Origin of the sequence: Flavobacterium sp. C4GT6, assembly GCF_036347315.1 — a bacterium.
Taxonomy (GTDB): domain Bacteria; phylum Bacteroidota; class Bacteroidia; order Flavobacteriales; family Flavobacteriaceae; genus Flavobacterium.
Map to the genome: position 1 here is coordinate 78529 of NZ_JAZGZU010000003.1, position 24420 is coordinate 102948.

The 24420-nt window shown below is 38.2% G+C and carries 19 protein-coding genes; 10 read left to right on the top strand and 9 right to left on the bottom strand.

Annotation, left to right across the window (positions count from 1 at the left end; all coding sequences use genetic code 11):
- Positions 1 to 37: 37 nt before the first annotated feature.
- Positions 38 to 1078 (bottom strand): A/G-specific adenine glycosylase, encoded by a 1041-nt coding sequence (gene mutY / locus V3Z67_RS04725; RefSeq protein WP_330442223.1) that lies wholly within the window; start codon positions 1076 to 1078, stop codon positions 38 to 40.
- A 147-nt stretch (positions 1079 to 1225) separates the two neighbouring features.
- Here mutY and V3Z67_RS04730 point away from each other — a divergent pair, with 147 nt between their 5' ends.
- The 7 genes from V3Z67_RS04730 to V3Z67_RS04760 all read left to right on the top strand — a co-directional run bounded on the left by V3Z67_RS04730 (position 1226) and on the right by V3Z67_RS04760 (position 8975).
- Positions 1226 to 1522 carry an HU family DNA-binding protein gene (locus tag V3Z67_RS04730; protein WP_035135169.1) on the top strand — a complete coding sequence of 99 codons (297 nt, stop codon included), beginning with the start codon at positions 1226 to 1228 and terminating at the stop codon, positions 1520 to 1522.
- 393 nt (positions 1523 to 1915) lie between these two features.
- Positions 1916 to 3472, top strand: a complete 1557-nt coding sequence (locus tag V3Z67_RS04735; RefSeq protein WP_330442224.1) for a ribonuclease E/G — start codon at positions 1916 to 1918, stop codon at positions 3470 to 3472.
- Positions 3473 to 3568: 96 nt separating this feature from the next.
- Entirely contained in the window at positions 3569 to 4960 is a 1392-nt protein-coding gene (locus tag V3Z67_RS04740; RefSeq protein ID WP_330442225.1) for a DUF4041 domain-containing protein, read from the top strand.
- Positions 4961 to 5056: 96 nt separating this feature from the next.
- A complete protein-coding gene (locus tag V3Z67_RS04745; protein WP_330442226.1) occupies positions 5057 to 5878 on the top strand; it encodes an SDR family NAD(P)-dependent oxidoreductase in 822 nt (273 codons plus the stop codon).
- 66 nt (positions 5879 to 5944) lie between these two features.
- Positions 5945 to 6841, top strand: a complete 897-nt coding sequence (locus V3Z67_RS04750) for a helix-turn-helix domain-containing protein (RefSeq protein ID WP_330442227.1) — start codon at positions 5945 to 5947, stop codon at positions 6839 to 6841.
- Positions 6842 to 7228: 387 nt separating this feature from the next.
- Positions 7229 to 8344: a DUF6438 domain-containing protein gene (locus V3Z67_RS04755; protein ID WP_330442228.1), complete on the top strand. Its 1116-nt coding sequence runs from the start codon at positions 7229 to 7231 to the stop codon at positions 8342 to 8344.
- 79 nt (positions 8345 to 8423) lie between these two features.
- The gene (locus V3Z67_RS04760; protein WP_330442229.1) at positions 8424 to 8975 is read left to right on the top strand and encodes a dihydrofolate reductase family protein; all 552 of its coding nucleotides are present in this window, start codon (positions 8424 to 8426) and stop codon (positions 8973 to 8975) included.
- Between the two features lie 3 nt (positions 8976 to 8978).
- Here the strand turns inward: V3Z67_RS04760 and V3Z67_RS04765 are convergent, their stop codons facing one another.
- Positions 8979 to 9440 carry a hypothetical protein gene (locus V3Z67_RS04765; protein ID WP_330442230.1) on the bottom strand — a complete coding sequence of 154 codons (462 nt, stop codon included), beginning with the start codon at positions 9438 to 9440 and terminating at the stop codon, positions 8979 to 8981.
- A gap of 58 nt (positions 9441 to 9498) precedes the next feature.
- A complete protein-coding gene (locus V3Z67_RS04770; RefSeq protein ID WP_330442231.1) occupies positions 9499 to 10371 on the bottom strand; it encodes an AraC family transcriptional regulator in 873 nt (290 codons plus the stop codon).
- A gap of 185 nt (positions 10372 to 10556) precedes the next feature.
- On the opposite strand from V3Z67_RS04770, the gene V3Z67_RS04775 reads away from it, so the two are divergent.
- On the top strand, positions 10557 to 11144 hold the full coding sequence (locus V3Z67_RS04775; protein WP_330442232.1) for a hypothetical protein: 588 nt from the start codon (positions 10557 to 10559) through the stop codon (positions 11142 to 11144).
- A gap of 65 nt (positions 11145 to 11209) precedes the next feature.
- On the opposite strand, the gene V3Z67_RS04780 is transcribed toward V3Z67_RS04775, so the two are convergent.
- From V3Z67_RS04780 to V3Z67_RS04795, 4 genes are all read right to left on the bottom strand, one after another.
- Positions 11210 to 11491, bottom strand: coding sequence for a hypothetical protein (locus tag V3Z67_RS04780; RefSeq protein WP_330442233.1), 282 nt, complete (start codon positions 11489 to 11491; stop codon positions 11210 to 11212).
- The gene (pbpC, locus tag V3Z67_RS04785) at positions 11492 to 13861 is read right to left on the bottom strand and encodes a penicillin-binding protein 1C (protein WP_330442234.1); all 2370 of its coding nucleotides are present in this window, start codon (positions 13859 to 13861) and stop codon (positions 11492 to 11494) included. It lies immediately after the preceding gene.
- Entirely contained in the window at positions 13834 to 19350 is a 5517-nt protein-coding gene (locus V3Z67_RS04790) for an alpha-2-macroglobulin family protein (RefSeq protein ID WP_330442235.1), read from the bottom strand. Before V3Z67_RS04790 ends, pbpC begins: the two co-directional genes overlap by 28 nt.
- Before the next feature lie 138 nt (positions 19351 to 19488).
- Positions 19489 to 19932, bottom strand: a complete 444-nt coding sequence (locus tag V3Z67_RS04795; protein ID WP_330442236.1) for a nucleoside deaminase — start codon at positions 19930 to 19932, stop codon at positions 19489 to 19491.
- Between the two features lie 77 nt (positions 19933 to 20009).
- Between V3Z67_RS04795 and V3Z67_RS04800 the strand changes: the two genes are divergently transcribed.
- A complete protein-coding gene (locus V3Z67_RS04800) occupies positions 20010 to 21779 on the top strand; it encodes a 1-deoxy-D-xylulose-5-phosphate synthase (RefSeq protein ID WP_330442237.1) in 1770 nt (589 codons plus the stop codon).
- A 47-nt stretch (positions 21780 to 21826) separates the two neighbouring features.
- Positions 21827 to 22774, top strand: a complete 948-nt coding sequence (locus tag V3Z67_RS04805; protein ID WP_330442238.1) for a DUF3078 domain-containing protein — start codon at positions 21827 to 21829, stop codon at positions 22772 to 22774.
- A 5-nt stretch (positions 22775 to 22779) separates the two neighbouring features.
- Here V3Z67_RS04805 and V3Z67_RS04810 read toward each other — a convergent pair whose 3' ends face one another.
- A complete protein-coding gene (locus V3Z67_RS04810; RefSeq protein ID WP_330442491.1) occupies positions 22780 to 24126 on the bottom strand; it encodes a deoxyguanosinetriphosphate triphosphohydrolase in 1347 nt (448 codons plus the stop codon).
- A 32-nt stretch (positions 24127 to 24158) separates the two neighbouring features.
- On the bottom strand, positions 24159 to 24383 hold the full coding sequence (locus V3Z67_RS04815) for a hypothetical protein (protein ID WP_035135186.1): 225 nt from the start codon (positions 24381 to 24383) through the stop codon (positions 24159 to 24161).
- Positions 24384 to 24420 lie beyond the last annotated feature (37 nt).

Here is a 24420-nt window from a genome sequence, read left to right on the forward strand (position 1 = left end):
TTTACTGTGTTTACTCAAAAATACTAAAAATTAGTTACTATACCCAATGCTTATCTATAAAATTATGGATAACCACAGGGACAGGCAGCTCCCTCAATTCACTATGGGAAAGTGCATTTTTTACTACATTATTGGTACTCACCTCCCAAAACCTGATATGTAGGTGTTGGTGTGAAAGTTTATGAATCACATTTACAGGGGTAAGTAATTTTATATCGGTTACCGGAAAATCAAATCCGGGAAAAGTATTTATTAACTGAAACGTTTCTTTTTCGGGCACTTCGGTTACAGTTTCCAGTAGCGGAAATTCATATAGGTTATACCATATCCCTTTTGCAGTACGTTTTTGCATAAGCGAATTACCATTGGCATCTTTAACTATTAAATAATTGAAGTAGCGATTGGTGACTTTTATCTTTTTAAGTTTAACAGGTAACTCACTTACCCTGCCCGTAGCATAAGCCACACAGTTAGCATTGAAAATACAGTTGGCACAATCAGGGCTTTTAGGCACGCATTGCAGGGCACCAAACTCCATAATTGCCTGATTGAAGTCGGCAGCATTATCTTTAGGTAACTGGGAACCGGCAAGCTCCCTGAACTCGGCTTTCGCCTGAGTTGAAGAAATATCGGTATCCACACCAAAATAACGCGACAGTACTCTATACACGTTACCATCTACCACAGGTACAGGCTCACCATAGGATATAGAAGCAATGGCTGCTGCAGTATAATCACCCACACCCTTTAGTTTTAAAAGCTCTTTATAAGTAGCAGGAAATTTTCCGTCAAGGTTATAAGCTACTTGTTTAGCGGTAGCATGCAGGTTACGTGCACGGGAATAGTAGCCAAGTCCCTGCCATAGTTTAAGCACTTTTTCTTCTGGTGCATTTGCCAGATCAAACACGGTTGGAAAAGCTTTGGTAAAACTTAAAAAGTAGGGTAAACCCTGAGCCACCCGCGTTTGCTGAAGCATAATTTCTGACAGCCATATAAAATAAGGATTGTCAGTTTTTCGCCACGGCAAATCGCGCTTATTTTGTAAATACCACTGAATTAGAGACTTATAAAAAACCATTATTACTTATTAGCCAACAAAAGTAAAAGTTTATGTTATTAAATTTTAATACATTAACATTGAATAATTGTTTTTTTAATTCATATATTTGCAAACTCAAAAATTTGGACAAGTAAAATATCTAAATACTTATAAATAAGAATAAAAATGACGAAAGCAGACATCGTAGCGAAAATCTCGGAAAAACTGGGTCTTGAAAAAGGTGATGTACAAGCAACAGTTGAGTCTTTTATGGAAGAAGTAAAAAACTCCCTGGAAACCGGAGATAATGTTTATCTAAGAGGTTTCGGTAGCTTTATTATTAAAACCCGTGCCGAGAAAACCGGTAGAAACATTTCTAAAAACACTACCATTAAAATCCCTGCACATAACATTCCGGCATTTAAACCAGCAAAAATATTCATTGACGGAGTAAAAATGAATACTGAAGTCAAAGTAAACTAATTATTAATCACAAAACCTTAACACTATGCCAAGTGGTAAAAAAAGAAAAAGACATAAGGTAGCGACTCACAAACGTAAAAAGAGAGCGAGAGCTAACCGTCACAAAAAGAAAAAGTAGTTTAATACTACTTTTTCTTTTTTAAGAATTAAGTTCATTGATATTGGCTTTACATAAAAATTTAAGGCACAACACAATAGACTCTAAACCCCGTTTAAAATCTATTTCTAGCCTAAATTTTAAAAAGCCGCCGGGTAATTTATACCTGTAAAAAAATTATTGTTTAATCCATCTGTATAGAGTTGGTAGTTTCGGGTTCCGTGTTCGGCGTTTTATATTCCTAATACAAAACGACAACCAGTAACGGGAAACCTCTTAACCATGTGCGGATAAAAATGTACAGTGTGAACAAGGAATTAATTATCAGATCCAGTTCAGAAGCCGTAGATTTTGCCTTATTAAAAGATGGAAAACTAATTGAATTACACAAGGAACAGGAAGATAAAAACAAGTTTTCTGTTGGCGATATATTTATAGCCAAAATAAGAAAACCGGTTGCCGGCCTTAATGCCGCCTTTGTAAATGTAGGCTTTGAAAAAGATGCCTTTTTACATTATCATGACCTGGGGCCTAATTTGCCCTCCCTGTTAAAATTCATAAAACTTGTAAGCGCAGGTAAAATAAAAGATTTCACCCTTAAAAACTTCCCTTTTGAAAAAGAGATCGACAAAGACGGAGCCATTACAGATGTATTGAGCGCTAATCAGTCGGTTTTGGTTCAGGTAGTTAAAGAACCCATATCTACAAAAGGCCCAAGGATAAGCTCAGAGCTTTCACTGGCCGGAAGATATGTTGTACTGGTTCCTTTCTCAGACAGGGTTTCAATTTCACAGAAAATTGACTCCAAAGAAGAAAAAGACCGATTAAAAAGACTGGTTCTGTCTATCAAACCAAAAGGTTTTGGTGTTATTGTGAGAACAGTAGCCGAAGGCAAAAAAGTAGCCGAACTGGATAAAGATTTACAAAACTTGCATGACAAATGGATTGCAATGTGTAAACGTATCCCTACAGCCCACCACCCTTCTAAAGTTTTGGGCGAAGTAAACAAGGTTTCCTCTATGCTAAGGGACATATTCAACGATACCTTTACCGGTATTTATGTTGATGATGAGGACCTATTTTATCAAACAAAGGACTATCTGCAGGAGATAGCTCCTCAAAAAGCGAATATCGTTAAGCTATACCAGAACAGGGATTTGCCTCTATTTGAAAAATACAATATTGAAAGGCAAATTAAAACTTCATTTGGAAAAACCGTTTCCATGAGCAAAGGTGCCTACCTTATTATAGAGCATACCGAAGCACTGCACGTTATAGACGTAAACAGTGGCAACCGCTCTAACAAGGCACAAAGCCAGGAAGACACAGCACTTGAAGTAAACCTGATTGCTGCTGCAGAAATTGCAAGGCAGCTACGGTTAAGGGATATGGGCGGAATTATAGTTGTCGATTTTATAGACATGTCTAATCCGGATAACCGAAAAACCCTTTACGATTTCCTTAAACAGGAAATGAGCGACGATAAAGCCAAACACAAGATCCTGCCTCCTAGTAAATTTGGGCTTATCCAAATTACAAGGCAACGTGTACGGCCTGAGGTTAATATTAAAACCAGAGAAGAAAACCCTAACAAGGTTGCCGGGGAAATTGAAGCCCCTATACTGGTTGTAGACCGTATCACGGCCGAATTAGAAAGAATTGTAAAAAGCCATAAAAAAATAGTGCTTAACGCACACCCTTTTGTGGCAGCATACCTTACCAAAGGTTTTCCATCTATACGTTCAAAATGGTTTTTTGAACATAAAAAATGGGTGAAAATCATACCACGTGACGCTTACACGTATTTAGAATACCACTTTTTTGATAGCAAAGGAAACGCTATCAGCGAATAAAGTTTAAAAAACCGTTTCAAAATTTTTGGAACGGTTTTTTTGTTTAATCTTATTAAGATTTTTTTTAAGTTTATAAAAACTAACACACCTTACATTATGGGATTTTTTGATTTTTTAAAGAAAAAAGAATTAGAGCAAATTAAAACCTTACAAACTACTATTGAGCGCTATAAACCTTTATTAAACATTGAAGAAGAAGTAATAAAGAAAGAAAACGAATTCAAAGATCAAATCGTCGAAAAGGAAAAAGAGTTAAATCTTTTAATTAATCAAAAACAGGAAAGGATTAACTCTTTAGAATCTGAATACTCAGATTTAAAATCTAACTATCAAAGCTCAAAAGAAGTTTATTCAAGACTAAGAAAGGACATAAATCTATATGAAAATAAAATGGATTTTATTGAATATGGAGTCTATGAGCCTGTTTATGATTTTGAAAAATCTGATGACTATCGTGAAGAATTAAACAACATCAAGAATAAACAAAAACAAATGATACAATCTGAAACAGCCGCAACCTGCAGTGTCAATTGGACAATCGACGGTAGTTTTTCAAAAGGAAAATCTTCTACAAAAAGACTTATTAAACTTGTTTTACGAGCTTTTAATGGTGAAAGCGATTCGCTAATAGCAAAAGTAAAATGGAATAACATAAACCAGATAAAAGAAAGAATTAGAAAGTCATTTGAATCAATAAATAAATTAGGTGAAGGAAATGCCATATCTATAAGCCATAAATATTTTGAACTAAAAATTGATGAGCTAACATTAGAATACGAATATCAAGCAAAAAGACAAGAAGAGAAAGAGAAAATGAGAGCTCTTCAAGAAGAATTAAGAGAAGAAGAGAAAGCTAAAAGAGAATTTGAAAAGGCACAAAAAGAAGCTGCAAAAAAAGAAGCTGATTTTCAAAAAGCACTAGAAAAAGTACAAAAGGAATTAGGTCTAGCTGACTTAGAGTCACAAGAAAAATTAAAAAAACAAATTGAAACTTTAGAAGCCCAGCTTGAAGAAGCTCGTTTAAAAAAGGAAAGAGCCTTATCAATGGCACAGCAAACGAAAAGGGGGCATGTGTATATAATATCGAATATTGGCTCTTTTGGAGAGAATATATATAAAATAGGCATGACACGACGATTAGAACCATCGGATCGTGTTAGAGAGTTAGGCGATGCATCAGTTCCTTTTCAGTTTGACATTCATGCTATGATATATTCGGATGAAGCCCGTACTCTGGAATACGAACTTCACCAAGCATTTGCAGAAAAAAAAGTCAATATGCTAAATTATAGACGAGAATTTTTCAATGCTACATTAGAAGAAATTGAATCTAAAATAAAAGAGTTAGGTTTTAAAGCAGAATTCTCTACAATCCCAGAAGCGATGGAATATAGAGAAACTCAAGTAATTTTAAACAAAATAAAAAATCAAGAAACAATTAAAACTGTTGATGAGCTAATAAATGAAGAATATCCTTCCGAGCTATAATCTCCGTCAAAATGTATTATACTTCCCTACTTTTGTATAAGTGCTAAGGTATACCCCCAGCATAAATTTGTATCATTAATTTTAAATGATGCAACCATGTCAAAAACAATTTTTATAACCGGCGCTTCAAGAGGATTTGGTCGCCTGTGGGCCGAAGCCTTTTTAAACCGTGGCGATAAAGTAGTAGCTACTGCCAGAAACACTCAATCCCTTAATGACCTTAAAGAGAAATATGGCGAAACTATACTAACCCTTCAGCTGGATGTAAACAGCCGCGAACAGAGTTTTGAAGCCGTTAATAAAGCCAAAGAACATTTTGGGCAAATTGATGTAGTAATAAACAATGCCGGCTACGGACTGTTTGGCACCATTGAGGAGACCAGTGAGGAAGACGCCCGCCAGCAAATTGAAACCAATGTATTCGGGCTGCTTTGGGTTACCCAGGCGGCACTCCCTATTATGAGGGCTCAGGGTCATGGTCACATCATACAGGTATCAAGTGTATTGGGTATTACCACACTGCCTAATTTAGGTATATACAACGCATCTAAATTTGCTGTAGAAGGCCTTAGCGAAACACTGGCAACAGAGGTAAAAGACTTTGGCATTAATATCACTCTTGTAGAACCAAACGGTTTTGCTACCGAATGGGCAGGAGCTTCGGCTAAACAATCTGAAAACATTCCGGCTTACGATAAGGTAAGAGAAGCTTTTACCGAAGGTATGAGCGACTCTGATATTTTTGGTATACCAGAAGCTACTATCCCTGCAATACTTAAACTGATAGACGCACAAACACCGCCTCTTCGCCTGTTTTTAGGTAAAGTAGCTCTGCCATGGGCAAAACAAACCTATGAGCAACGCATTAATGAATGGGAACAATGGAATGATGTGGCAACTGCTGCACATGGTAAATAATAACGTCCATTTTTACTAACTTTACATTAGCACCCTAGCGGGTGCTAATGTTTATACTTTAAAGTTATGCAGCATTTTAAAAGCTTAAGCGAGTTTAACCGTTATAACGGTTTTCCACCACCCGAGAATCCTTTACTGGGCATGGTAGAATGTAGCAAGGTAGATCCTTGTTCTATTATCCAGGAAGAATTTACCAGTGATTTTTATGCCATTATGTTTAAGAAAATGAAATCGGGGGTAGTTTTGTACGGACGTACAAAATACGATCACGATAACGGTTCACTATCGTTTGTAAAACCTAGGCAGATTATTCAGCTGGATAATATCGAACTGGAAGAAAATGGTTTTATAATATACATACATGAGGATTACCTTAACGGACACGGCCTGCATAATGAAATAAAAAAATACGGCTATTTTGACTATGAAGCCAATGAGGCGCTGCATATTTCAGCAAGAGAAGAAGAGATTATCTGGGATTTATTTTACAGGATTAAGTCGGAGTACAACAATAACACCGATGAGTACAGCCGAGACATTATCCTTACCCATATCGATTCCATACTCAAATACTCACAGCGTTTTTACAAAAGGCAGTTTATTAACCGCAAACAGCTTTCTGGCAAAACCATCTCTAAGTTCAATGAACTATTGGGTTCCTATTTTGAAAACGGACAATTAAAAGAAAGCGGACTGCCAACAGTAAAAACAATGGCTGACTCCCTAAATCTTTCTCCGCGTTACCTCAGCGACATGCTAAGGCAGGAAACAGGAAAAACAGCTATAGAGCTTATCCATATCTACCTTATTACCGAAGCCAAACATTTGTTACAGGCATCGGAAAACACGGTTGCCGAGATTGCTTACCTGTTAGGGTTTGAGAATCCTCCCTATTTTACAAGGCTATTTAAAAAAGAGGCAGGAATGACTCCTAACGAGTACCGTAAACAGTTACTCAATTAACAATCAATATATACCTGATCCGCTAAAAGCGGCTTATTTTTTTACCCAAACAACCCTTTTTTATCCTGACTCCCTCTTATGTTTTAATTTGATTTTAAGAACTTTGAATCTCAACAAAAAAAGTTGGGGTTTAAATCATGAGGTAATGAAATTTATAGAGAATCAAGTAATTGGGACAGATGAAAAAACAATAAATAATTAAAATTGTTTATGAATTATAGAACATTAAATTTTATTTAAACTCCCTTATTTTCACACAAGTTCTAGGTTAGCTGATATATATAACTTTGTATCATCAAAATTAAATAATACAACAAAATGCTTTTAAACTTAAACAACTAATAATAAAAAATCTTCAAAACAGTTTCAATTATAAATAGCCAAACCATGAAAAATTATTTTTTCTACCTTTTTTTAATTGTATTGATATCTTGCGCAGATAGAAATAAAAAGTATTGTTTTAATGCCTCAACAACAGATGATCAAATATCTGCATTATATATAGCTGTTTCAAATCAGGATTCTGAAATTAATGGTAATCTATATGAACAATCATTAATAACTAAGACCAGAAAATCAGGAAAAACTCCATCTCTTAAAAATGAAACAGAGATTGAAAATTATCTAACTGAAATAGACTCTTTTTATAGAAATTTTAAACTAACAGCAATTAAAGATATGAATCTGACTGAAGATACTATCATAAAAACATTTGCTCATAATCTAGGTATAAATAAAAGTTTCTATAAATATGATATTGACAAAAACGGTCATGATGATATAATAACAACGGGGTGTTTTTATTGGCCTGAACAAAAGTACTGTTCCTTTAATAGCATAGCTCTCATGAATACCGGAAACGAATACGTCATTAAACCTCTTCTAAAAAGTCATAATTCCTCATTGGTTCCGGTAATCATACCCGGAAATAATACTTTTTTAAAAATCTATAACCCACCGATAGCAATACGTGGATATACTCTACAAAAAGGTTACAGCACAACTCTTACATATAAATTTGATAATTTTATAGAGTACAATCCAAATCCTATCCAAAAAAACATTCAAAGGATTGAGTTTGGAACCACACCATGCTATGGAACATGCCCTGTATTTCAAATCATTATTGATAAAAACAGAAAAGCTTATTACATAGCTAAGTATTATAATTTTACTCAAAAATTACCAGAGGATTTAGCCAAAGAGGAAGGTTTTTTCACAACAAATTTGAAAAATGAAGATTTTAACAGTATAGAAAAAATAATCAACTATTTAGATTTTAATAATTTAAAACCAGGATATAGTGTTTATCACACTGATGCCCCAAGCTGCTTATTGAAAATTACTTATAACGATGGTAAAAGCAAAATTATAAATGATTACGGATTATCGGGCACTTATGGCTTAAAAATACTTTACGCTTTATTAACCGATCTACGAAATAATCAGGAATGGATTAAAACCGATGAAATTGAAGGTATAAGAATTAAAGACCTCTATTAACCCCCTTCTTCTGTCCTGTATACCCCCTGTATTTTATTCAGATTTTAAGAACTTTGGATATACCTAAAATCAAAACAGTATGAGAAAGTTAACAATGTACAACTTTATTACCCTTAACGGGTTTTATAAAGGAATAAATGAAGATATAAGATGGCACAGGCATGGCAGTGAAGAAGAAGGCTTTTCACAAGACAGCCTGCAACACAAAAACACCCTTGTTTTTGGTCGTGTTACCTACCAAATGATGGCTTCCTATTGGCCCACAGCTATGGCTATGGAAAGTATGCCCGAAGTGGCAAAAGGCATGAACAGCGCCGAAAAAATAGTATTTTCAAACACGCTTACTCAGACCGATTGGCAAAACACAAAAATCCTTACTGGTGATATTATAGAAACTATGCGTAACCTGAAACAGCAATCCGGTAATGACATGACCATACTGGGCAGTGGCAGTATAGTATCGCAAATGGCCAATGCCAATCTTATAGATAACTATGAAATTATGATTGACCCTGTGGCAATAGGCAACGGTACTCCATTATTTAAGGGTATTGACAACAACCTAAACCTCAAACTCACCAATTCACGGGTATTTAAAAGCGGGGTAATATTACTTAGCTATGAGCCGTAATAATTATTCGGCAGTTTCAACACTAATTCCTAAGGCTACTACATTAGGCAAATAAGGTAACAATCCTACTTTATTGGTAAGGGTCACTGTGTAATTACCTTTTTCCAGATTAAAATTTTCTTTTACCTCCTGTTCCAAATCACAAACATCACCCATACAGCTGGTAAGATTTTCCCCTTGTTCATCTTTTAATAGTAAGTCGGTCGTAAAAATTTCTTTACTTCCGCCCTCTTTTTTAAAAGTAACCTCAACAGGAACTTTATCATATCCAGGTTCATATACATGAGAAAACAGGATTAGAAGGTTTGCCTTTTTCACATCTTCATTAATTTGAAAAGAAAAACTTTTAGTATCGTTTTTCTCCCATCGGTTATTATCAAAACCTTTTATGGTTTCACTATATAATCCAAATTGTGTACATGAAGCCATAATAAGCAGTGGGAGCAGTAAAAACAGTTTTCTCATAGTAAGTTATGGTTTGTATTGTGTTCCAATATACATAATTTACCATAAATCTCAATACTTATTTAATAACCGATTTAAGCTCTTTTCTGTATTGTGATGCGCTTTTACCTGTAAACTCCTTAAAGGCTTTATTAAAGTGACTGAAATTATTAAATCCGCTTTCATAGCATACCTCCGTTATCCCAATAGGTTTTTCTGCCAGTAATTTTGAAGCGTGTACCACACGATATTCATTAACAAAGCGTGTAAATGTCTTATTGGTTATCTTTTTAAAATATCGGCAAAAAGACGGTACGGTCATACTCACCTTATCGGCAACCTCCTCCAGCGGAATCTGTTCCTTAAAATGATCTTTCACATAATTAAAAACAGTATTCAGGCGGTTATTGTCCTGCACCTGCATTTCCATAGTAAGTCCCTGTGCGTTGAGCACCTTAAAATCAGAAGCCATTTCCAGATCATTCAATATATCCAGCAGGGCAAGTAATCGTTTAAAATAAGGCATATCGTTAAGCTCCTCAATTTTCTCCCCAAGCCTTGCTTTGGTTTCCTCGCCAAAAGCCAGTCCGGTTTTAGCTCTTTCAAAAAGATGCTGAATATTTTTCATTTCGGGTATACCTAAAAAACCCTGCCCTAAAAAATCAGGTTTCATTTGTATTACCGTTTCATTCCTGTTTCCGGTGGTGCTGTCGGTAAACCCACAATGTGGCAGGTTGCTGCCTATAAGTATTAGGTCGCCATCAGTGTAATAAGACAAATGCGTACCTATTTGCCTTTTGCCCGAACCGCCGTTTACAAACACCAGTTCTATTTCCGGATGGTAATGCCAAACATGTGCTTTTACATTTGCACTCTGCACATACTGCGAATAGTAAAACGAACTACCGAAAGCAGGTTCAATTACCTCAAAAGTAGCCTTTAGTGATTTCATGTTTTCGATTTTTCAGACTTTACAAAATTACCTAAAAATTACACATATTTACCAAAATTAACACTATAACGTTTTAGTAAAGTTAATATAGCATATAAATTAGAAAATTGTGTAGTAATCACCACCGCTTAAACATAGTAATTTAGCAACATAGAAACAGGAGTTGAACCTTAAAACTTTTAATTATGAAAAATTTTGCGAAAATTGGTTTAGCCTTAGCGATGTTATTAACAACGTTTGGTGTTAGTGCGGGTGAATATGATTTTTCACTGAAAGTGACAAACGAAACAGGAAAAACAGTTAGTTTTTCTGTGGTGGATGCAGAAACAGTTACATTCTCTATATATAACAGTAAAGAAGAATTAATCTTTAACGAAAAAGTATCAGGATCTAACGCGATTAACAGAACGTATGACCTCACTGCTTTCCCTGAGGGTATTTACTACCTTGAGGCAGAAACTGCAGCAAAAGTGGCACGTTATGAAATAAGCGTTGTAAAAGAGACTGCTTCTATTTCTGAAAAAGCTGTTGAAGAGACTTACAAACCGGTTATCTCTAAAAGCGGAGATACTTTTATTGTAACCGTTCCGGGTAAAGTAAACACTCCTATAAACATCACTCTTTATGATGAGAACAGCGGAGAGCTTTACAACCAGAACCTAAAAGATGGTAAAGTGGCTAAAAAGTTCAATACTTCAAAAATTTTCTCAAAAGAGTTGACTTTTGTAGTAAGCTATAACAACAAAATTTTCACAGAGACCATTTCAAAATAAACCCATAATTAATTCTGAATATGCGGCAGCTTCCTTTTTGATAAGGGAGCTGTTTTGCTTTTATATCAACAGGTAATATTAACCACCAGTAGCTGTAAAATAAGTAATATTACCGGGAGGAAAAACAATAGCAGGCACATCCATATATAACGCCCGCCATCCTTAACCACATGTAAAATAATCAACACCAAATTACAAAACGCTGACAGCATTAAGTATAATAGATAATAATATCCCAACTCATCAGGAATATCTGTAACTAAAAAAACTGTAGGCAGTATAAAAAGAAGCAGTTCTGTTATAATAACCTTTTTACTTATAGGTCTTAAATCAAATGTAATCGTCATTTATTTACTTATTACTTCTATTTTACGTTTCAGTTCATGTCCCCGTTCATCGGTAACGGTTAGGTAATAACTTCCTGTTTGGGTTATTACAGGCATTTCATGGAACGTTTGGGTTTCTCCTAGGTATTGGTCGTCAAGATACCAAAAAAGCCTTGCATTTGCCCTTGTATGGGCTGCCTTAAGCACAATAGGCTGTAATTCCCCGTTAAAATCTTTGGTTAGATACATCTTACTGTCATCTTTAGGATAAATAAAATCCATAACGTTAGCTGTAGTACCTATACAGTCGTCCCTAAACGGAGGCAGGGAAACATAGTTAAGATGGTTGCTCCTGTAATACCATTCCATTACCGGAGGCAATACAAACCATGATTTGGTTACTATATTGTCTACATTTTCGCAATTACTGTTTACCTGATACTGCCCATCGGCATCCAAATGTACCAGCCTGTGATACGGACAGGTTTCGGTTTGCCTGTGGGTCACAGGAATCCACTGTTTGGAAACAGGGCAGTCCGGTCCCGCCAAATGTCCGCTCAACGCACAAATATCGGCTTCTTCCAAATCGTTATAAGGTGTTTCAAACCAGTTTTTAGGTCTTGGCATAATGTTAAACACATCAAACAGTACAGGGGCAGCACTTCCTACCCCGGTAAGGCTTGGCCGTCCCTCACCCGATGCATTACCAACCCACACACCAACCACATACCTTGAACTTGTACCTATAGCCCAGGCATCACGACCTCCAAAACTGGTTCCGGTTTTCCAGGCTATTTCAAGTGATGAATCATAAAACTTCCAGGCTTCGTCACCCTCGGGGCGGTTTACTTCTTTCATGGCATTATAAGTAAGCCATATTGAACCGGCACCTAATAACGGTTTACTGAAGCCTTCATCTCCAAAATCCCTCTTTACACTACTGTCCCAGTTAAGGTCAACAAACTCATTTTCTCTGTATTTGGCATCATGGGCTGTATAGTAATTAAGTGTGGAGCTCAGCCCTGCGTAAGCACGGCACAAATCCCATAGGTTAGATTCGGCACCTCCCAGTATAAGCGATAAGCCATAGTGATTAGGGTGCTGTTTTATATCCGATAATTTCAGTCGTTGCAACTGCTCGTAAAAACGATAAATCCCGTAGTCCTTCAGCATAAGTACGGCAGGTACGTTTAACGACCTTGCCAGTGCCTTTTGTGCGGGTACGGCTCCGTCATAGGTATTATTGAAATTTTTAGGACTATACCCCGATATGTAGGTAGGTACATCTGCAACCAAAGTATTAGGTAATAGTTCGCCATCGTTTAGCATGGAAGCAAACAATAATGGCTTTAGTACGCTTCCTGTACTCCTTGACGCAGGAATAATATCCACATCCTTTTGGTGTGCCTTATTTGTGGGAGAGTTGCCTACATAGGCTATAATATCCCTTGTTTTTACATCTACTACCAATATGGCTAGATTGTAAATCTCGGTTTGTTTGTATTCACCATAATAACGGGCAGCGATTTGGTTTACCCTGTTTTGTATCCTGTTACTTACTGTGGTTTTTATACGTTGCCCTTCATGGGTTTTGGCAATATTCTGTAACAGGTGCTGTGCAGCCTGCGGAAGCTCATACGGTTTTTGCGGAAGTTCTTCCAGTATGGAAAGTTCGTAGGTATCCCTGTCAATCACCTCTTCTTCGTACAGCTTTTTTAAGAGCCTGTTACGTTTGTTTAGTAGTCTTTGCTGATTTTTACCCGGATAGATAAGGCTTGGAGCATTAGGCAATACTGCCAGTGCAGCTGTTTCTGCCCATGATAACTGGTGTGGCTGAACGCCGAAATAACGCCATGATGCCATTTCCAGTCCTACTACGTTACCTCCATAAGGCGCATGTGCCGCATACAGGTTTAGTATCTCATCCTTACTGTACCTAAACTCAAGGCGTGTTGCCAGTATAAGCTCAATGAATTTTTCAAAGTAACTGCGCTTTTTACCGTCTCTTGAAAGGCGTATTACCTGCTGGGTAAGGGTACTGCCACCCCTAACCACTTTGCCTGCCCTGTAATTTTGCCCTATTGCCTTAACAATGGCTACGGGATTAAAACCCGGATGACCGTAAAAATACTGGTCTTCAAAATAAACAATGCACTTTTTGAATTTGTAAGGCACGCTGTCCTGAGCAGGAAAGCGCCATTGCCCGTCGGCAGCGATACGTGCCGAAAGTAAATCACCCTCTGCACTTTCAATCACTGTTGAATACGGCTCCTGAAAAAGTACTTTTGGTAAAGAAAAATAATAGATAAGCAACAGGATAAAACCTATTCCAAGTTTTATCCTGCGCTTTTTAATACGGTTTATTATTGCTGTTTTTCTACTTTCACCCATTGTCCCCTTGTTCTCGCTATATACGAGTCATCATACATTGCCTCACACTGTACACCCGGCAGGTAATAACTTCCCGGATATGACGCATTAAGCAGTATCCTGAATGTTTTGGTTTGATGCGGGGTTATTGTGAAATAGAAATTAGTCCTGTCATCTCTTATATCGGTATAATCCACCTTGTTTTCGGTAGCTTCTCCAAAGTCGGTAAACCTTGTATTTACTATTTCCCAACCTGAAGGTATTATTTGGGTAAGCGCCACATTATCTACCCTGTCTCCTGTAGTATTGGTTACATATACCTCAGCAACAAACTCAGTTCCCTGTGTAAGAGAAACAGGATTAATACTATTACCGGCCCTGTCCTTAAAGTTTATCCTTGTAGTAAATCCTTTTTGTTCGGTTTGTTCCTGCCCTACAGGCAATATACCGCTGTAAACCACTTTTACATACAACGTTGCACCTTTGTTATTTTTAACCGTTACCGAATTATTAGCAGATACTGTAAGTACCCTGTCGGCAAACGTTTTACCCGTTGTAATATTTTGCGACTTACCGGCACTGGTGTAAGCTACATCAATACCTTTACCGCCATTCTCTTTTGCAAATTTAGACATGGCATACAAACAGTAAGCCGTAGTTTGCGTACTCATCCATTCTTTAGACGACAAGGCTTCTGCAAGCTTGTTAGCTACATCAAATGCTTTTTGTTTCTGTCCTAAAACAACCAGTGTTTCCAGCGCCATAGCCCTGTTACGTTCGGCCGACCCATAATAGTAATAATGACCTCTTCCGCTACTGTAATCACTATCTATATTGCTTTGGTTTAGTAGTGACTGTCCGGTATTTTTCTGTCCGGCAAGGGCATAAGCGGCTGCAAGCCTTAATTTCGCCTGGTTGCTTATTCCTCTTGTTTCCCTTAACCTGTTCATTGACGACAGGTCGGCAGCTCCTGCAAGCGCCAGCGTATATAACCTGTAAGCCTGTGCAAAATCGTTATGATAGCCTTCGCTGTAACGCCACTGCCTTGCCATTTTCTTTTGGTACGACAGCCACTGCTTTTTGGCATTTAACGGTAAAGCATATCCTTTTTTCTCTGCTTCTATAAAGAAGTGTCCTACGTAACTTGAACCCCAGTCGTCCGGATTTTCATTACCCGGCCAGTACACAAAACCTCCACTTGCTACCTGGAACTGTGCCAGCCTTTCTATACCGGCAGCCACGTTACGTTGTATTTTCTGTTTTCTTGCCTCGTCTATATCGGCAATATCACTTAGGTACAACTGTGGGAACACACTTGATGTGGTTTGCTCTAAACATCCGTGCGGATACTGTATAAGATAATCCAGTCTTCTGTTAAAGTCTATTGAAGGGAATGAAGACACCTCCAGTTTGGCTTTATTACTTCCCGGAACTCCAAAAGATTCCCAGTCTATAGTTGCCGAACTGTTAGGGTCAAGCACCACCGTTTTAAAGTCGGTCGTTACAGGGTTAGGATTCATTATATCCAGTTCTACCTCATAACTTGCCTTTTCATTACCCGAGAAGGCCTGTATCTCAACCTTACCGATACCTGTTAGGTTACCCACCTCAAGATCGAAGTAAGCTACTTTTTCATCCGGACTGTTAAACGATACGGTTTGTTTTGCCGCACCATTCACGATAAATCCGTTATTGGTTTTTATCTGTACGGTTACGTTCTTAACGTGTTTCTCCATGGCAAATACCGTTACCGGAAGGGTTACCTTCTCGCCCGGTGTTACCTTTCTTGGTAATGATGCCAACAGCATTAACGGACTCCTTACCGGAGTTGCTTTCTCTGCACTTCCGTAAGCACTTTGATCTTTGTTTGATGCCACAACCATGGTACGCACTGAACCTACATATTTTGGCAATGTAATTTCGTGTGATTTTGTTTCTCCCTTACTTATAGTAAACGGACCCAAATACACTACCACAGGTTTAAATCGGTTGGCTTTTTTAGCCTTACCTCCACCAAGATCTTCGTCACCACCTATACTGAATATTTGGTTTACCTTACCTCCGTAAGCTCCAATAACATCGTCATATACATCCCATGTTTTAACACCCAGCGCTTCTTTAGCATAGAAACTATTCCATGCATTTGGTGTTTTAAAACGGGTAAGATCTAAAAGTCCTTCGTCAACAATAGCCAGTGTATAGGTCATTCCCTTACCTGTTTTCTCATTTACCTTAACGGTAAATTTCTGTTCCGGCCTAAGTACATCCGGCATACTAATTTGAGGTTCCAGTATGGTATTTTTATCTACCACCTCAATAGGGATAATACCATACAGCCTTATAGGCGAATCGTTTTTACTTGTAGCGTGTGGCTGAATCATGGTAACGTTCACATACACATTAGGCGCCATTTTTGCCGTTACAGGAATTTCCATCTGGGTTTCGCCTTTTTCGGTTTTTACCCAATAGGTTTCAAGCACTTTTGATCCGTTTTCTAACGAAACCAAAGCCCTTCCTCCTTCACTTGAAGGGAATGAAACTTTTACTTTTTCGCCTACACTGTATTTCTCCTTATCAGTAGTGAATACAAGCATTTTTGCCTCATCACCTCCGTTATTTTTAGTACGACCAGACCAGTATGGATAATCTATAAGTATAGTTCCCCCTGCCGAGTGTCCGCCATCTTCATCGGTAACCCTTATCAGGAACCTGCCCCATTCGTTTTTATCGGTAGAGAAGTTAAAGCTTGCCTTACCGTTAGCATCGGTTGTGATATCGGTCTCATAGTAAGGAGTATTTGATATCGCCGAACTGTATGACGATACATTACCGTGAGAGGCATCCCACCACCAACTCCATTTTACTTTAAATACTTTAGCCGTAAGCTGTCGCTTAGCCTTAGGTTTACCGTTATCACTTACGGTTGCTACCTCAATTTTATTGCTCTTACCGTTTTCAAGTATACCGTATTTATTTCCCTCTGGAAGCCTAACTCCTACATAGGTATCATAAGGCGAATAAGTAGATGTTATAACATCGGTACTAAAGTCACCACCTTTCTCGTAGGCTTTGGTCATGATAACCGTTTTAAGCATACCCGGCGCACGCACCTGTAGTTTAGGTTGTAGTGTTACTGTTGCCGTACCGTAAGCATCGGTCTTACCTGCAAAAATGTTCATCTCCTCGGTACTGAATCGTTGTGCCGGGTCGTCAAACTGGTAATTTACATAACCTTTAAATGTAGTTTTCTGGTTCAGGAACTTGGCCTGCATTTCCAGTTTCAGGTCTTTTGCCACAGCACCGTGTAACCAAGCCACATCTACCTTAGCCACATTTTTTTGTGAGGCATAAATGGTTTTTCCGTCAAAACCGTTTTTTATTTTAAGCCTGTTTGGCTTAATGGTTTCAATTTTTATGCTTTTATAGAATTTAGCCCCTCCTACAGATACCACAGCCTGCCAGTTTCCTGTTGGCGCCGACTGCTGCGTAGGTACAATGAACTTATAATGATTTTTAGCGCTGTGCGACTGTACCGTTTCATACACCATTTTACCGTTAGGATCACTCAGCCTAAGTTTTATTGGGTGTGATGGTGGCAGTTTAGCCGCTTTATCGTTTAGTATAAAGCCAATGAATAAAGTATCTCCCGGGCGCCATACACCACGCTCACCATACACATAACCTTTAAGTCCTTTTTGCAGACGGGTACCGTCTACATCAAAATTACTTACCGATTGCGAGTTACCTTCACCCATTTTTACATAGGTCGTATTGTCTCCTTTTTTAACAATAGCAAAATAAGCATGCTTATCACTGGTTAAGGTAATGGCACCGTCACCGTTTGTTTCTCCCTCTGTCAGTTTTTGTTGCTGGTAGTTATAAATAGCTACTTTTGCTCCGGCTACAGCCTCGGTAGTGATTATACTGCTTACCGTAAAATAGTAGCTGTTATCCTCACCACGCTTAGCAATAACACCAAGATCACTTGCCAGTACATTCGTCGCTATATCCCTGTTATAGAAATAAGAGTTGGTACATGGATTATCCCTGTCCCTCCAGTCGTAATCATAATCGTAGTAGTCGTAGTAATCATAATCACCTCTCATACCAGGGTAGTACTCTTCCAGTTCCTGCTCTTCTTCAACTTCTGCTTCACTACTTTTTTCACCCGAATCACATTTATATAATGAGTAGGACTTCTTAATGCCCATTTCTACCCTGTATATTGCTCCCCTTTCTGGAGTTATAATAGTTGACAGATCCAGCGCATAGGAATTCCATTTGCTGTAATCGGCCATCTTATCAGTATTCAGTGTAATTGTTTTTTTAGCAACCGGTAGAGCTACGTTTCTTATATAGCTTCCGTCAATTTCGTTTTCCTGTAAAAACTGTAGTATGTTGTTTTCATATATCCTGTACACCTTAACATCTACCGCACTAAGATTTACCGCCTGAAAATTAAGTTTAAGATTATTAGAACCCGGCAGTATGGTACCACTCTTTAAAAATTTCACTTCCGGCTTTAACTGTTCAAACAATACTTTGGTCGAATAGGTCTCTTTGGTTTTATAACCATCAGTACTTTCTATACCCTGAAAAACCTCAACCAATAAGTTACCTGTTAATGCATCCGAAAAGAATACCTTTAGCAGGTTACCGTCTACCGAGAATTTTAGGTTACTCACCCCCTGTACCGATACCAGTCCGTCAAAATTCTGTTCTTTTTTAAGCGGGTCTGAAAAGTTAATATACATCACCTGACTATCGGCAAGGGAAACATCTATACCGATAACCTTAAAGTTATTTTTCCCCGGAATGGTAAATTCTTCCGATCCTTCCCTTTCAATATCAAAGGGTTTACCGTTCCATATAATTTTTATATTGGAATCTTCCTCCTGTCGCTGTATACTGTCTATTATAAAAGGAAATTCTGTTTGTGAAGCCAGCTTCTCATCAAAACGGATAGCCAGCTGCCTGCCGTCCTGTTCGGCCCTTACCAGTTTTTTTGCCGTAGCGGCATCAATGTAATCACTGGTTCTAAGCTCGGCATTAAGGAACTGTAAGTCCTTACTGTAAGACTGTAAATCTTTTGTGGTTACCATAAAGTCCTGCTCCAGCGTTTTTACGATGAAGTTAAAATCCTTCAGTTCTTTAGGCAGGTCTATAAATTCAGACAGATGCAGGCTAACCCTATACTCTGTACCTGATTTAAGAGGCTGATCTGGCTTAAAAGCAATCATGTTACCCGGAAGGTAAATTACCTTACCTGCTACCGAAGGCGATATACTGTAATAATCGCTGTCCAGTTCCTGGTTTAACTGCCATTCCTTTTTATCAAATGCTAATCCCACGCCAATATCGGCATGTGTAGATATTACTCCCGAGGTGAAACTCGTGATGTATTCCCTGTATTGGGAGAAATCAGACTCAAAATCTTCAGAAGATTTTTTTGAACACGAATGCAAAATGGTAACAGCTGCAAAAAGCAGTATCAGCTTAAAGATTTTCATAGGCCGGTATGATTTGTTTTACAGATAGTTATAACACAAAATTACAACTAAAACAGGATTGGTTTTATTGTAGTAAATTTATGATTAATTGATTAAAAATCAGCTACCCTAAATCAGTGATTTTTAATAAAAATGAAATTAACGCCTCTTTTTAAAGAATTCTTTCATCAAAACCGAACATTCATCAGCCATAACTCCGGTTACCACCTGTGTTTTGGGATGTAGTTTTGCCCCCATAACCTTATACCCCCTGTGAGTATCATCTGCGCCATATACCACTTTTGAAATCTGGCTCCAGTACAACGCCCCGGCACACATCTGGCAGGGTTCGAGCGTTACATACAATGTACAGCCTGTAAGATATTTACCGCCTAAAAAATTAGCTGCCGCTGTTATGGCCTGCATTTCGGCATGTGCCGTTACATCTGTAAGCAACTCGGTTAGGTTGTGGGTTCTGGCAATAACCCTGTTGTCCACCACTATAACAGCACCTACCGGTATTTCGCCTTTATCAAAAGCTTCATGCGCCTCGTTAAGTGCTTTTTTCATAAAATACTCGTCGGTAAAAATATCTTCTGTCATCAGGGTTGACCAATTGTTTTGTATTGCCATTCAAAAATAGGAAACTATATTGTAAATTTGTCCTTTCAAAACCTATAATGTCAGGCAATTTACTCTCACATATCCAAACCCCCTCAGATTTAAGAAAACTGACCCCCGAACAGCTCCCTGAGCTGGCACAGGAGTTGCGCGATTTTATTATTGATGTGGTTTCGGTTAAGGAAGGGCATCTTGGCGCAAGCCTTGGTGTGACAGAACTTACCATTGCACTGCATTATATTTTTAATACTCCCGAAGATTTACTGGTATGGGACGTGGGTCATCAGGCATACGGACACAAAATACTTACCGGACGCAGGGATAATTTTGATACCAACAGGCAATTTGGCGGTATTAGTGGATTCCCGAAAAGAAGCGAAAGCGAATATGATACCTTTGGGGTAGGTCACTCCTCTACCTCCATATCAGCAGCACTGGGTATGGCTATTGCTTCGCAACTTAAAGGTGATACCAATAAAAATCATATAGCCGTGATTGGTGATGCTTCCATTGCATCGGGTATGGCATTTGAAGGGCTTAACCATGCCGGGGTAACCGATGCCAACCTACTGGTTATATTAAACGACAATGCGATAGGCATAGATCCAAGCGTAGGAGCATTAAAACACTACCTTACTCAGGTTAAGGAAGGAAAGAATCCGCGCCAGAACAATATGATAAAATCCCTGAATTTTGACTATTCAGGACCTATTGACGGGCACGACCTTCCAGCACTTACCAAAGAGCTGCAACGTCTTAAAAACAAAAAAGGACCACGTTTCCTTCATATTATAACCACAAAAGGTAAAGGCCTTAAAAAAGCCGAAGAGGATCAGGTGAAATACCATGCTCCAGGAAAATTTGATAAAATTACCGGAGAGATCTTAAAAATTACCGATGAAAATCTGCCTCCTAAATATCAGGATGTATTCGGGCTTACCCTTACCGAACTGGCAGAGAAAAATGAAAAGATAATAGGCATTACTCCTGCTATGCCATCGGGCAGTTCCATGAAGTTTATGATGGAAGCCTTCCCAAAAAGGGCTATTGATGTAGGTATTGCCGAACAGCACGCCGTAACCCTAGCCGCCGGTATGGCCACACAGGGCATGACGGTATACTGTAATATTTACTCTACCTTCCTGCAAAGAGCATATGACCAGATAATACACGATGTGGCACTGCAAAATCTACCGGTAATTTTTTGCCTGGACAGGGCAGGATTAGTTGGGGAAGACGGGGCTACCCACCACGGGGTTTTCGACATTGCATACCTTAACTGCATACCTAACCTTGATGTTTTTGCTCCGCTTAACGAAAAAGAATTACGCAATATACTCTACACAGCACAACTGGGGATAGAACGACCTATAGCCATTCGTTACCCGCGTGGGCGTGGTGAAAGCACTAAATGGCAATTGCCTTTTGAGAGCATTCCTTTCAGCAAAGCGAAACAACTGCAACAAGGCAGTAAAGTAGCCATAGTATCTACAGGAGCTATAGGCAACAATGTAACTAAAGCGCTAGACGACGTTGACAATTCCGAACTATTTTCCCACTATCACTTCGGCTATATTAAACCGATAGATGAGGAAACATTACACACAATATTTTCTACACATAAAACGGTTATTACCATAGAAGACGGCACAATAATTGGAGGATTTGGAAGCATTGTGTCCGATTTTGCCGCCAAACATAATTATTGTAATAAAATTATTACATTAGGCGTTCCGGATGAATTTATTGAACATGGAAGTATAAACCGTTTACAACAATACTGCGGCATTGACGTTAAAAGCTTAAAAGATATTTTTTCAGCTTATTAAAAATACCGACTTTTGCATCGCATCTATTTAATATACCGATTAGTAAAATGAGAATAAAAGCCTTTCTTGCATTATTATTTATTATTATAAGCACCAAAGCATTTTCACAAGTTATCATAACCACTACATTACCTGACAGTATAAGCCATTGGGACAAGACCAATAAAGTAGGACTGGACATTAACCAGGTAGCTTTTATCAACTGGAGTGTAGGGGGTAACAATGCTATATCGGGAGTTATAAAAGGTGAATTTGACCGAAACTATACCAAGAAAAATGTAAACTGGGCAAATGAGCTTATACTTCGCTACGGACTGAACAGTCAGGAAGGACAGGAAGTACGTAAAACAGAAGATAAAATTCAGCTAACTTCTACTTTTGGTTACAGGAAAGACACTATTTCCAACTGGTATTACAGTGCCAAGTTTAATTTTAACACTCAATTTGCCAACGGTTATGCCTATCCTAATACCGATGATGAAATATCCGGCCCTTTTTCACCTGCCTATATATTTCTTGGTATTGGTTCTGAATACAAGCGTAAAGATTTAGGCCTTACTGTTTACATGTCTCCGCTTACTAACAAGACAACTTTAGTATTAAACCAAACCCTCGCCAACAAAGGAGCTTTTGGTGTGGACAAAGCTATTTATGATGATCTTGGCAATCTTATAAAGTCAGGTAAAAACTCACGTACCGAAGTAGGTACACTTTTAACAGCTCAGCTAAAAAGGCAGATATTTAAAAACATCATGATGGATCAGCGTATATCCCTTTATTCTGATTACATTAATAAATTCGGAAATATCGATGTAGACTGGCAGCTTCAGCTGGACATGACCGTAAATGAATATGTAAAAGCCAATATAGGTACCCAGCTTATTTATGATAACGACATAAAATCTACCAAAGAGGTGGAAGGCGAAGTAGTAACAGCAGGACCAAAAATACAGCTAAAGCAAATGCTTGGCGTAGGCCTTAGCTATACTTTTTAATCTATCTAGGCTTTTGTATTTCCGGTAATGGTATTGTATAATAACAATGCCTTACCATCTGTTAGCGTAGACACAAAGTGGCATATATGCAACAACCTGTCATATAAGTTCATCTTATCTGTAATAAACCTTTCAGGAAGCATTTTTAAAACTAACTTATCATAGTTACTTTCTGTGCCGTCAAACTTGTTATTATAGGCTGTACAAAAGGTGTCCAGCAGTGTATTGATAATACGATACCCTATTATCTCTTTTTCTACTACCTCTCTACTCTGGTAAATATTTTGAATACTAAGATCAATGATATCCTTCATTTGTGCTGTGTACTTACCCTGATCGGTTAAGGCATAAGGATATTCGCCTTTCAGTATTTTCTCCTCATTTTCTATAAACACATCAACAGCATCGTTAATCAGGCTGCTAATCGCCAAAGCACGCAGGTAACTTATCCTGTCCTCTTTAGTCACAAGTGTATTGTATTTTGCCACATCAATACTGCCTTTTACCAGTTTGATTAGATACTCCAATGCAAACTCTTCAGGTATAAGCCCTAGGTTTATACCATCTTCAAAATCGATAATGGTATAGCAAATATCATCGGCAGCCTCTACAAGATAAGCCAGCGGATGGCGCTCAAAACCTATATCATTCCCAGTTTTATTCGGGATAAGCCCAAGCTCTTTTGCTACATCCTGAAAAAAGTCTTTATCGGTTTGAAAGAAGCCATATTTCTTATCGGCTATATTAGCTGTCGGTTTTTTAGGCAGTGACTCCTTAGGGTACTTCATAAACGCACCCAGTGTAGCATAAGAAATACGGAGTCCACCCTCTATACCCGGCCTTGAAGCCGAAAGCAGGTTAAAACCGTTTGCATTACCTTCAAAATCTATCAGGTCCTGCCACTCCTTATCGGTAAGATCACTTTTATACTGTTGCCCCTTACCGGTTTTAAAGTACTCTCCTATTGCTTTTTCACCCGAGTGTCCAAACGGAGGGTTACCTATATCGTGAGCCAGTGCAGCAGCAGCCACAATTGCCCCAAAATCATTCATTTGGTAACCGTGTGTATCCCGAAGATACGGATGTTTCTCGATAATTTTTTTACCTACAAGCCTTCCTAAAGAACGTCCTACAACCGAAACCTCAAGACTATGCGTAAGCCTGGTATGTACAAAATCGGTTTTGGAAAGTGGTATAACCTGTGTTTTATCCTGCAGGCTTCTAAAAGCCGATGAGAATATTATACGATCATAATCTACCTCAAAGCCCAAACGGGTATCGTCCTGCTCCCTGCGGAGGCGCTTACTGGTATCACCCTGCCTTTTAAGCGACAGTAGTTGTTCCCACTGCATCATTGTAGCCATAATTAATGAGGGATTGCCCCTTATTTTTTATTATTAAACAAAAAGAAATCCTTCGACTTTTTAGGATACTTGTCGTAGCTCTTATCGCTTGGATTCTCAATAACCGACCTGATGTTTACTTTATCACCCAGTTTAAATTCGGCCGTTACGCGTTTATAATCTAACAGGTATTCACCGCAAAAAAAGTTTCCTTCTTCGTCTTTCTCAATAATACCAGTATAGATATCCTTCTTGTCTTTTGACATATGTTTTAGTTTAAAATTATTTTTAACCAAATAAGGA